The following is an 11,877-nucleotide window of genomic DNA, read 5'->3' on the forward strand; positions in this document are numbered from 1 at the left end:
CACGGCAGTTGTCAGTGGGTGCTCGTACGGTCGGTGACATGAATCCGCAGGGGGAACGCTGGACGGCGGAGCAGGTGCTCGCACTGGCTCCTGACGCCGCGTCGCGCACGGCGGGCGGCAGACTGGCCGCGGCGGCGCCGTGGTCGGGCGCGGGGGCGCGCGACGGGGGCGTGTGGGGGCAGTGCGCGGGCAGCGGCAGCACGCCGTACCGGACGGTCGTGGATCTCGGCGGACCCGGCTACCGGTGCAGTTGTCCCAGCCGGAAGTTCCCGTGCAAGCACGCGCTGGGGCTGTTGCTGCTGTGGGCGTCCGGCGGCGGGGAGGTGCCGGACGGCGGCGAGCCGCCGGAGTGGGCCGGGGACTGGCTGACCGAGCGGCGCCGGCGCGCGGCGGGCGGGCCGGGGCGGCGGGCCGCCCCCGGACCGGCGGGGGACGAGGACGCGGGGGCGGGACACCGGCCACCGGGCGGCAGCGCCGATCCGGAAGCGGCCCGGCGCCGCGCCGAGCGCCGCGCCCGGCGTATCGCCGCGGGCGCCTCGGAGTTGGAGCGGCGCCTCACCGATCTGCTGCGGGACGGACTGGCCGCCGCCGACCGCGCGGGGTTCGGGGCGTGGGACGAGACCGCGGCGCGGATGATCGACGCCCAGGCCCCGGGGCTGGAGGCCCGGGTGCGGGAGCTCGCCGCGATCCCCTCCTCCGGGGCGGGCTGGCCCTCCCGGCTGCTGGAGGAATGCGCGCTGGCGCACCTCCTCGACCAGGGCTTCCTCCATATCGACACGCTCAGCGAGGAGTTGGCTGCCACCATCCGCGCCCGGATCGGGGTCACCCTTCCGCTGGCCGAACTGCTGGCCTCCGCCGAGCCGGTCCGGGACCGGTGGCTGGTCCTGGGCCGCCAGGACGGCACCGACGGCCGTCTGACCACCCGCCGTGTCTGGCTGCGCGGGGAGCGCACGGGCCGGATGGCGCTGCTGCTGTCCTTCGGCGCGGGCGGCCAGTCCCCGGAACCGGCACTGCCGACGGGGCTGCGGCTGGACGCCGACCTGGTGTACTACCCGTCCGCCCGTCCGCTCCGCGCGGCCCTCGCCGAGCGTCATCCGACACCGGCGGATGCCGGGAGCGACGGGGCGGTACCGCCCGGCACCGACGTCGGGACGGCTCTCGCCGCGTATGGCGAGGCGCTGGCACGGGACCCCTGGCTGGAGGGGTGGCCGGTGGTGCTGGCCGGGGTCACCCCCGTCCCGGGCACGGAGGACGCGGGCTGGCAGCTCGCGGACCCGGCCACCGGGCTCGCCCTGCCCGTCGATCCCCGCTGCGCCGGGCGCACCGATCTGTGGCGGCTGCTCGCGACGGCGGGCGGCGGTCCGGTCACCGTCTTCGGGGAGTGCGGCCACCGGGGCTTCGCACCGGTCACCACCTGGGACCCGGAGCCGGTCCCGCTCACCGCCACCGCCACCACACCGCAGGGAGGCCGCCGTTGACGCCCCGTACCGCTCCCCCGGCCACACCCCCGGCCGTGTCCCCGGACGCCTCATGGGACGACCTCGTGGCCGCCGCACTGCTCGGCACCGAGCGCCGTACGCCGCCCGTCACCCCGCGGCCGGGGCAGGACGCGGCCGCCGCACTGCTGGACGCCGCCGCGCTCAGCACCGTGCGGCGGCGGGCCGGGCTGCGGCCCGCGCCCGCGCGGCCCGCACCGGCGCCCGCGCCCGCCGATCCCCGCCCCGCCCTGCCGCCGGCGGCCCGTTCCCGGCTGGCGATGCTGCTCGCCGACCGTTCGGCACCCGGGCGCGGCAGCCCGCGTTCGGCACCCGACCTCGCCGAACTGCTGCCGCAGTGGCTGGCCCTGGCCAACCACCACGGTTACCGCGCACCCGACGCGCTGCTCCCGGCGCTGCTGGACGCGGCCCGTGCCCGCACCGATCTGCGGCCCGAGGCGCTGACCCTCGGCGGACCGCGCGCGCTGTGGCTGGCCCGGCTCAACGGGGAGTGGAAATTCGCCCTGCGCGGCGGCGCGGGCCGGGCCACGCTGCCGCCGGAGGACACCGGTCCTGCGGCCGGGCCGGGCCACGATGGCCGCTCCGATACCCAGCGGCTGTGGGAGGAGGGGCTGTTCGCCGAGCGGGTGTCGCTGCTCGCGGCGGCCCGCCACCACGACCCGGCGGCCGGGCTGGCCCTGCTCAGCGGCACCTGGGCGGCGGAGCGGGCCGAGGACCGGCTGATGTTCCTGGACTCGCTGCGTGACGATCTCTCCCCGTCCGACGAGCCGTTCCTGGAACAGGCGCTCTCCGACCGCAGCCGGAACGTCCGGGCGACCGCCGCCGAGCTGCTCTCCGCCCTGCCCGGCTCGGCCCTGGCCGCACGCATGGCCGGACGGACCCGCGGCTGTGTGTCGCTGACCGGGGCCGGTCGGATCGCCGTCGAGGCCCCGGGCGCGTGTGACAGCGCGATGCAGCGCGACGGCATCGTGCCCAAACCGCCCTCGGGGCGCGGCGAGCGCTCCTGGTGGCTGGGCCAGCTCGTGGAGGCGACCCCGCTGGACCGCTGGACCGAGTGGTTCGGCGGCCTGGACGCCACCGCGATCGTGGCACTCCCGGTGGCCGACGGCTGGCAGGCGGATCTGCACGCGGCCTGGTGCCGGGCCGCGGTGCGGCAGCGCAGCGCGGAGTGGTCCCGCGCCCTGCTGGGCGCGCCCGCCCTGCCGCCCTCCTCGGGCGACGCCGCCCCGGCGGCCTGGCGCGACCCGGCCAGACTGCTGTCCGCGCTCCCGCCGGAGGAACGGGCCGGATGGGTCGCCGAGTTCATCGCCTCACACGGGCTGTCGGACGCCTTCCGGCTGCTCGGTGTCTGCGCGGTGCCGTGGGCCGAACCGCTCGGCCGGGCCGTGGTGGACGCGCTCGACATCGCCCGGGACGCGGGCAGCTATCCGTGGAGCTTCAGCGGGGTCATGGGCCTGGCCGAGCGCTGTCTCGACCCGGGCCAGGCGGACCGTCTGGAGGTGCTGACGGCGATACCGGACGAGGACGAGGACACCGCGCCGGGAGCCGGTGGCTATTGGTCGGAGGCGTTCCAGCGGCTGGTGGGCACGCTGCGGCTGCGGGAGACCATCCGCGCCGAACTCACCCCGCCCGGCCCATGACCGGCGGGGAATCGCGGGGCGCCGCACCCGGGCCGCCCCGGCTCCGCCCTGGGCCCGGTGCTGCTGGTGGGCGTCATCCGGCGGGCCGTCCGGCCGGCTCGGCCTCCACGAGGTCACCGTCGCGCCCGCCGGTCCGGGCTTCAGCAGCAACCGGGAGACCCGGTGCGCGACCCAGCCGGGCGGGACGGCATCGCGGGGCCGGATCACGGGGCACCGATCCCCGACGGCCGCACACCGGGCGGCCGTCAACCGGTCCGGGAGCCGCCGCGCGGCGGCACACCAGCCGCCGTGTCATACGATCGCGCCCGCCCATACCCCCGTGAGGACGCGGTGATACACGGCCCGCCTCGGCGCGGAGCGCTCAGGCGGCCACCGGGCGGACGTTCTTCTGGACCCACTCCACGATGGACGTCGTCGTGGCGCCCGGGGTGAAGATCTCCGCGACGCCCTTCTCCTTCAGCGGCGCGATGTCGTCCTCGGGGATGATGCCGCCGCCGAAGACCTTGATGTCCTCCGCCTCGCGCTCCCGCAGCAGCTCCAGCACCTTGGCGAAGAGCGTCATATGGGCACCGGAGAGGATCGAGAGCCCGATCGCGTCGGCGTCCTCCTGGATCGCGGTGTCGACGATCTGCTCGGGGGTCTGGTGGAGCCCGGTGTAGATGACCTCCATGCCCGCGTCGCGCAGCGCCCGCGCGATCACCTTCGCACCGCGGTCGTGGCCGTCCAGCCCCGGCTTGGCCACCACCACACGGATCGGACCGGTCACACCCATCACAGCCTCCAAGACCTAGCGCGCATCCGCGATCTGGCGCGCTTCCCCGTGAACGCAGAACGCACCCATGTGAACGAACGTTATCTCCAGCATCCCCCACCCGGCAGTTTCGCGGCACGCAGCGAGGGGGAAATCACACGTGGGACACGTTCACCGAAGGCCGCCCCCACCGTCCACGATCGCATCAGCCGCAGATGCCCTCGGACGCCGACGCGTCGGACACAGACGCTCCGGACGCGGGGTCGGTCTCATCAGGGGAGCCGCAGCGGGGACCGCCGCACCGAGCAGCGCCGCCCATCGCCCATCGGCAGCAGTTGGCATGGGCATGGCGCGCCGGTGCGGCGGTGCGGTCATCGCGGTGTGGTCATACCTGCATGACCACACCCATTGGTCACGGCCACGGCCGCCCCCTGCGGGCACACCGGGAGGTCGGCCCATGGGCCTCATTCGTCTTCGCGCCATCGCTCTCGATCTGGCGGTACTCGCCGGGCATCTGGTGCTCTACCCCACCGGCGTCCTGCCGGAGCGACCGCCCACCCCTCCTCCGCCGGACGCCGCGGCCCGTCTCCCCACCGACGGCCGGGCCCGCCGCCCGGTCGTCCTCCTCCACGGGTTCATCGACAACCGCTCCGTCTTCGTCCTGCTGCGCCGCACCCTGCGCCGCCACGGCAGACAGCATGTCGAAGCGCTCAACTACTCACCGCTCACCTGTGACCTGCGCACCGCTGCCGCGCTCCTCGCCCGCCACATCGAAGAGGTCTGCGCCCGCACCGGCCACAGCCAGGTGGATGTGGTCGGCCACAGCCTGGGCGGACTGATCGCCCGCTACTACGTCCAGCGCCTCGGCGGGGACCACCGCGTCCACTCCCTGGTGACGCTCGGTACCCCACATGCGGGAACGCGCGCGGCGCCCCTGTTGTCCGCACATCCGCTCGTGCGTCAGATGTGCCCGGACTCCGAGGTGATAGCGGAGTTGCGGCGTCCTGCCCCCGAATGCCGTACCCGCATGATCTCTTTTTGGAGCGACGCGGATCAGTTGATGATCCCGGCGGAGACGGCCCGGATAGACCATCCGGATGTGATCTCCCGGAACATTCGCGTCAGCGGAGTCGGACATCTCGCCCTACCTGTGCATTCGGCGGTCGCGGCCGGAGTCCTCGCGGCCCTGGACGCCGCCGACGAGACCCCGGCGGAGGCGCCGGACACTTTCTCGGTGGCCTGAACGGGACCCGGGCGAGGGCGCGACCGACCCCCGAGCGGGGTCCGACCATGACCCAGGAAGGACCGCAAGAAGATCCAAAGAGGAGCCGAAGACGGTCGCGCAAGGGGCTTGCGGGGACGGAAATTGCCGAACATCGATCGAACGCCGGGCCAAGGATGTGCGCACAGTCCGCCGAAAGACGACCAAATGCCCTTTCCCGTGATGCTCAAAACTTGCTGAAGATTGTCGCTGCCGCGTACCGCCGGGTACAGTCGCCGCTAATTCTCCTGCAGCCGAGGCGAAAGAGAAGTTGGTGGTGAACGACCGTCACCCGTCGGTGGGCTCCGACCCGGCCGACCCCGCTCCTGGCGCCTCATATCCGTATTACGAGGCATACGGTCAGCAGCAGGACACAGCGCACGGCCACGCCGGGTACGACGGCTACTCCACCGGCAGCTTCGACCAGCTCGGCGCCGCGTACGGCGACGGGGACCCGCTCTTCGGCGCGCTCCCCGGCGGTGACGGCGGCTACGACGCCTACGCGTCCATGGACTCCGGGCACTCCGGCCACTACGACGCCTCCCAGTGGGGCGCCACCGGCCACCACACCGGTACGTACGAGATGGGCCACTCCGCCCCGTACGAGACCGGCGCCTATGACACCACCGCGATGTGGGCCGCCTCCGGCTACCAGCTGCCGACGGACATCCCGTCCCAGCCGACCGCCGAGACCGGGAGCCACTGGGACATGAGCGCCTGGGGCACCGACACCACCGGCCAGACGGATCTGACGGGCCGGCTGGACGGCCAGTTGAACGCCACCGGCCACGTCGAGATCCCCGCGCAGTGGGACAACTCCGGCACGGCGTACGACACGTACGACACCACCGCACTCGACACCTCCGGCTATGACACCGGCGGGTACGAGACCTATGACTCCTTCGACGGCTCGGACCTGACCTCGGGGATCGACACCGGTCAGACCCAGTTCTGGGACACCACCGCCTTCGCCACCGTCGACGAGACGCCGCACACCGCGTCCCACGAGGCGGCATTCGACGCGGCGCACGACGAGCACCCCGGTGTCCCCGAGGCGGAACCCGAACCCGGGGCGGCGGCCGGAGACGAGCCCGCGCCCGATGCCGACGTGACGCTCCTGTCCCCGCCGTCGCCGCCCACCCCCGCCGCCCGCCGTGGAAACGGTGGCGGCAGCGGAAGGGCCCGCCGCCGCACCGTCTCCTCCCGTCCCAAGCGCTCCGCGCTCCTCACCGTCGCCGTCCCCTCCGTCTGCGCCCTCGGCGTCAGCGCCGTGGCCGCCGCGTCCGTCGGAATGAGCAACGACAAGAAGGACGGTTCGACCACCCAGGCCGCCGCCGACACCGCGCCGCCCGTCAAGGCCGCCGCCGTCAACAGCAAGCTGGACACCCAGCTCGCCGAAGTCCGTGAGGGCGCCGACGACTTCCGGGACCGCGCCAGCCGCACCCAGGAGCGCATCGACCTCAAGGAGCGCCAGGCCGCCGAGAAGAAGCGGAAGGCCGCGGAGGCCGCGCGCAAGGAGGCGCTGCGCCCCAAGTTCGCGCTCCCCGTCGCCCAGCACGGGCTGAGCGCCACCTACGGTCAGGCGGGCATCAACTGGATGTCCGTGCACACCGGGATCGACTTCCCGGTCAGCTACGGCACGCCCGTGATGGCCGCGACCGACGGCACCGTGCGGACCCAGTGGAACGACGCCTACGGGAACATGGTCATAGTGACCAGCCCGGACGGTACGGAGACCTGGTACTGCCACCTCAGCAGCGCCAAGATCCGCTCCGGAACCGTCAAGGCCGGCGACACCATCGCCTTCTCCGGTAACTCCGGCAACTCCACCGGTCCCCATCTGCACTTCGAGGTGCACCCCGGCGGCGGAGAGGCCGTCGACCCGCTGCCCTGGCTGCGCGGCCACGGCCTCAACCCGTCGTAACCAATCCCGGTCCCGGGGCTGTCCCCGGGACCGGGACCGGGACGCCCCCTAGAGCTTCTCGACCGGCGCGTACCGCAGCAGCAGCCGCTTCGGCTTCTCCTCGCCGAAGTCGATCGTGGCCTCCGCGTTGTCCCCGCTGCCCTTGACCGCCACGACGGTGCCGAGCCCGAAGGTGTCATGGGTGACCCGGTCACCCACGGCCAGCGAGACCGCGGGCCGCTCCTTCGCCCGCCGGGTGGCGAACCCGCTCGCCCCGCCCCGCGACCGCGACGCCCCGCCACCGGAGAGACCCCCGCCGGAGAATCCACCGCCCCCGAGGGCGCCCATGGACGCCGACGGGGTGGCCGGACCGGTCCGGCGCCACTGCACGTACTGGTCCGGGATCTCCTCCAGGAACCGGGACGGAGGGTTGTACGCGGGCTGTCCCCAGGCGCTGCGCATCGTGGAGCGGGTCAGGTACAGCCGCTCACGGGCACGGGTGATCCCCACGTACGCGAGCCGCCGCTCCTCCTCCAGCTCCTTGGTCTGGCCGAGCGCCCGCATATGCGGGAAGACGCCGTCCTCCAGACCGCTGAGAAAGACGACCGGGAACTCCAGCCCCTTGGCCGTGTGCAGCGTCATCAGGGTGATCACCCCGGTGCCGTCCGGGTCCTCGTCCGGGATCTGGTCGGAGTCGGCCACCAGCGCGACCTGCTCCAAGAAGTCCGCGAGGGTACCGGGGTTCTCCTCGCCCCGGTCCTGCTCGAACTCCAGGGCCACGGCCGCGAGCTCCTGGAGGTTCTCGATACGGGTCTCGTCCTGCGGGTCCGTGGACGCCTGGAGCTCGGCGAGATAGCCGGTGCGCTCCAGCACCGCCTCCAGCACCGTGGCCGGGCCCGCGCCCGACTCCACGATGGTGCGCAGCTCCTCCATCAGCGTGTTGAACCGCTTGACCGCGTTGGCCGAGCGGGCCGCCATGCCGTACGCCTCGGCGACCCGGACCAGCGCCTGCGGGAAGGTGATCTTCTCGCGGAGCGACAGGGCGTCGATCATCGCCTCGGCGCGCTCGCCGATACCGCGCTTGGGCACATTGAGGATGCGGCGCAGCGGGACGCTGTCCTCGGGGTTGGCCAGCACCCGCAGATAGGCCAGGACGTCCCGGACCTCCTTGCGCTCGTAGAAGCGCACACCGCCGACGACCTTGTACGGCAGCCCGACCCGGATGAAGACTTCCTCGAAGACACGGGACTGGGCGTTGGTGCGGTAGAAGACGGCGACGTCACCGGCCTTGGCGTCGCCCGCGTCGGTCAGCCGGTCGATCTCGTCGGCGACGAACTGGGCCTCGTCGTGCTCGGTGTCGGCGACGTAACCGGTGATGGTGGCTCCGGCACCGGCTTCGGTCCACAGGTTCTTCGGACGGCGGTTCTCATTGCGCTCGATGACCGCGTTGGCCGCGCTGAGGATGGTCTGCGTGGAGCGGTAGTTCTGCTCCAGCAGGATGGTCCGCGCCTGCGGGTAGTCCTCCTCGAACTGGAGGATGTTGCGGATGGTGGCGCCGCGGAAGGCGTAGATGGACTGGTCGGCGTCGCCCACCACGCACAGCTCACCCGCGGTGGTCTCCTCGGTGTCCGTGCCGACCAGCTCGCGCACCAGGGTGTACTGCGCGTGGTTGGTGTCCTGGTACTCGTCGACCAGCACATGGCGGAACCGGCGGCGGTAGTGGTCGGCCACGTCCGGGAACGCCTGGAGCAGATTGACCGTGGTCATGATGATGTCGTCGAAGTCCAGCGCGTTGGCCTCGCGCAGCCTCGACTGGTACATCGCGTACGCCTCGGCGAGGGTCTTCTCAAAACCGTCCGTCGCCTGACCGGCGAAGGTCTCCTCGTCGATCAGCTCGTTCTTCAGGTTGGAGATCTTGGCGCTGAAGGACTTGGGCGGGTACCGCTTGGGGTCCAGGTCGAGATCGCGGCAGACCAGCGCCATCAGCCGCTTGGAGTCGGCCGCGTCGTAGATCGAGAACGATGAGGTGAAGCCCAGCTTCTTGGACTCGCGGCGCAGGATGCGCACGCACGCGCTGTGGAACGTGGAGACCCACATGGCGTTCGCCCGCGGGCCGACCAGCTCCTCCACCCGCTCCTTCATCTCACCCGCGGCCTTGTTGGTGAAGGTGATGGCGAGGATCTGGCCGGGGTGCGCTCCGCGCGCACCGAGCAGGTACGCGATGCGGTGGGTGAGTACCCGGGTCTTGCCGGAACCGGCTCCGGCGACGATCAGCAGCGGACCACCGGTGTGCTCCACCGCCGCCCGCTGCTGTTCGTTCAGCCCCTCGAGCAGGGCGGCCGGGTCCACGGCGGGCCGGGCCGCGCCGTCCCGGTAGTACGCCTCCCGGGACGTGCTCGGCACCGGCGCGTCGAACGCGCCGCTGAACAGGTGGTGCGGTACGTCCTCGGCGCCGCCGGGGCCGTGGTGCCCGGGACCCTCGTGGTCCCCGTGGTCCTCGGGCGGCGGGGGCTCCTCGCCCGAGGGCCCGAGGTCCGCCAGGAAGCTGTCGTCAAAGAGGCTGCTCATCGCTGACCGAGTCTAGGCCGCCCCACTGACACCCCGAGTACGAACATCACGAAACGGTTTCGGGCAAAAGGAACACCAGCCTTCACAGGGACCCCACGAGTTGGCTACCGTCCTGCGTCAGGCAGTCCGGACCATCGTCGGCGACCAGCGTCGGCACGGACCGCCTCCGCCGAGTCCGGTCCTGCCGCGAGGCAGCCGGAGCCGGGGACCCACACGTTCCACCGGGGTGAATCGGCCCGGCGACGGCACCTCGTGTGCCGCCCGGACGGGCCGTAGGGCAGCCTTCCGTCCGCCCGAACCCGACAGCTAACCCGGTAGGCGGTCCACGGAAGGAGTCGCCTCCCTTGGCGTCGCACCGCAAACCGCGGACCCGAATACCGGCCACGCTCACCGGCCAGAGCCGGCGCACCGCGGTCGGGGTCACCACGGCCGCCCTGGCCTCGGTCACCCTGCTCTCCCAGACGGCCAACGCCGCGCCCGGTGATCCCAAGCCCGCCACCCAGTCGATCGAAGCGGTCAAGAAGAAGGTCGACACCCTGTACCACCAGGCGGAGAGCGCCACCCAGGGCTACAACGCCGCCAAGGAGCGCACCGAGACCCAGCGCGCCAAGGTCGACAAGCTGCTGGACACCGTCGCCAAGCGCACCGAGAAGCTCAACGAGGCCCGCCGCACCCTCGGCTCCTACGCCGCCGCCCAGTACCGCAGCGGCGGTATGGCCAGCAGCACCGCCGCCATGCTCTTCTCCTCCGACCCGAAGGACGTCTTCGACCAGTCGCACCTGATGGACCGGCTCACCGGCCACCAGCGGCACGCCGTCCAGCAGTTCCAGGAGCAGCAGAAGAAGGCGGCCAAGGAGCGCGCCACTGCCACCAGCAGTCTCGCCTCGCTGACCTCCTCGCAGAAGACGCTCAAGGAGAAGAAGAAGTCCGTCCAGAGCAAGCTCTCCGAGGCCCGGCGGCTGCTGTCGAACCTGACCGCCAAGGAGAAGGCGCGGCTCGCGGCGATCGAGCGGAAGAAGCAGGAGGAGGCCAAGCGCAAGGCCGCCGAGCTGGCCGAGAAGCAGCGCAAGGCGGAGGCCGAGCGTCAGCGGCGAGAGGGGAACGACGGCTCCGGCTCGTCCACGCCGTCCACTCCCTCCAGCCCCGCGCCCTCGGACAGCACCAAGGCGGCGAAGGCCATCGCCTTCGCGCAGGCGCAGATCGGCAAGCCGTACGTGTGGGGCGCCACCGGCCCCAACTCCTTCGACTGCTCGGGGCTGACCCAGGCCGCCTGGAAGTCCGCCGGGGTGTCCCTGCCGCGCACCACCTGGGACCAGGTGAAGGTGGGCACGCGGGTGTCCACGTCCGAGCTCAAGCCGGGTGACCTGGTCTTCTTCTATGACGACATCAGCCATGTCGGGCTGTACATCGGCGACGGGATGATGATCCACGCGCCGAAGCCGGGTGACTCGGTGAAGAAGGCGCCGATCACCGAGATGCCGGTCTATGGCAGCGTCCGCCCCGCCTGACCCGGCGAAGCCGGATCAGGCGGCGCGCCGCCCACGCGAAGCCGGGGGCCGCCAATGGCCCCCGGCCACCCCGCCCGTCGGCAGCCGGGGCAGCGGCGCGGCTGCCGACGACGGACCGCACGCCACCTCGCGCCCGGAGCGCGAACCATGGCGGCAGACGGCGTGGACGGGCCAGGCCCCGGACCCGTCGCCCGTCGCCCGTCGCCCGTCGCCCGTCGCCCGTCGCCCGTCGCCCGTCGCCCGTCGCCCGTCGCCCGTCGCCCGTCGCCGGGAGAGGGAACACCCCTACCAGGCGGACCGGTCAAGCCACCCGGCCGGGCCGGACGCCGGTCGCCGGTCGCGGAACACCCGTACCGGCGGACCGGTCAAGCCACGCGGCCGGGCCCGACGCCGGTCGCCGGACGCCGGACGCCGGTCGCCCGTGCCGGGCACGCCACCCGCCGGGCCCGGCGCACCTCGCCCGGCGGGCCCGGTGGCCGGGGCGCCTTGCGCCGCCGTGGGCGCCGCGGACAGCGGCCGGTGACCGCGGTACCCGAGGCCGCCGTACCTGACGCACGTCCCCCGAACCGGCGGGCGCCGGGCCGGGGACGCGGAGTCGTCGCCACCCGCCGGCCGCAGGCCGTCAGGCAGCGCTGCCGCACGCGGAACCACAGGAGCGGGGGGGGGGGGGGGGGGGGGGGGGGGGGGGGGGGGGGGGGGGGGGGGGGGGGGGGGGGGGGGGGGGGGGGGGGGGGGGGGGGGGGGGGGGGG

Annotated in this window: 7 protein-coding genes and 1 riboswitch; of the genes, 5 read left to right on the plus strand and 2 right to left on the minus strand. The window is 73.2% G+C overall.

Annotated features, from left to right (window positions below; genetic code table 11):
* Positions 1-38 precede the first annotated feature (38 nt).
* Both AC07FT_RS27270 and AC07FT_RS27275 read left to right on the plus strand, forming a co-directional pair.
* Positions 39-1,478, plus strand: a complete 1,440-nt coding sequence (locus AC07FT_RS27270; protein ID WP_479178484.1) for an SWIM zinc finger family protein — start codon at positions 39-41, stop codon at positions 1,476-1,478.
* Positions 1,475-3,136 carry a DUF5691 domain-containing protein gene (locus tag AC07FT_RS27275; RefSeq protein WP_479178485.1) on the plus strand — a complete coding sequence of 554 codons (1,662 nt, stop codon included), beginning with the start codon at positions 1,475-1,477 and terminating at the stop codon, positions 3,134-3,136. The genes AC07FT_RS27270 and AC07FT_RS27275 overlap by 4 nt, the downstream gene beginning before the upstream one ends.
* A gap of 361 nt (positions 3,137-3,497) precedes the next feature.
* Here AC07FT_RS27275 and AC07FT_RS27280 read toward each other — a convergent pair whose 3' ends face one another.
* A complete protein-coding gene (locus tag AC07FT_RS27280) occupies positions 3,498-3,908 on the minus strand; it encodes a coenzyme B12-dependent isobutyryl CoA mutase small subunit (RefSeq protein WP_254744404.1) in 411 nt (136 codons plus the stop codon).
* Positions 3,909-4,344: 436 nt separating this feature from the next.
* Between AC07FT_RS27280 and AC07FT_RS27285 the strand changes: the two genes are divergently transcribed.
* Complete coding sequence (locus AC07FT_RS27285; RefSeq protein ID WP_479178486.1) at positions 4,345-5,130, plus strand: esterase/lipase family protein; 786 nt, start codon at positions 4,345-4,347, stop codon at positions 5,128-5,130.
* A gap of 295 nt (positions 5,131-5,425) precedes the next feature.
* Positions 5,426-7,072, plus strand: coding sequence for a M23 family metallopeptidase (locus AC07FT_RS27290; protein ID WP_479178488.1), 1,647 nt, complete (start codon positions 5,426-5,428; stop codon positions 7,070-7,072).
* Between the two features lie 48 nt (positions 7,073-7,120).
* On the opposite strand, the gene pcrA is transcribed toward AC07FT_RS27290, so the two are convergent.
* Positions 7,121-9,619 (minus strand): DNA helicase PcrA, encoded by a 2,499-nt coding sequence (pcrA, locus tag AC07FT_RS27295; protein ID WP_479178489.1) that lies wholly within the window; start codon positions 9,617-9,619, stop codon positions 7,121-7,123.
* Positions 9,620-9,776: 157 nt separating this feature from the next.
* Positions 9,777-9,955, plus strand: a riboswitch (cyclic di-AMP (ydaO/yuaA leader).
* An 8-nt stretch (positions 9,956-9,963) separates the two neighbouring features.
* Between pcrA and AC07FT_RS27300 the strand changes: the two genes are divergently transcribed.
* The gene (locus AC07FT_RS27300) at positions 9,964-11,127 is read left to right on the plus strand and encodes a C40 family peptidase (protein ID WP_471201086.1); all 1,164 of its coding nucleotides are present in this window, start codon (positions 9,964-9,966) and stop codon (positions 11,125-11,127) included.
* The last annotated feature ends 750 nt before the right edge of the window (positions 11,128-11,877 follow it).

The sequence above is a fragment of the Streptomyces sp. NPDC045899 genome, assembly GCF_056431485.1.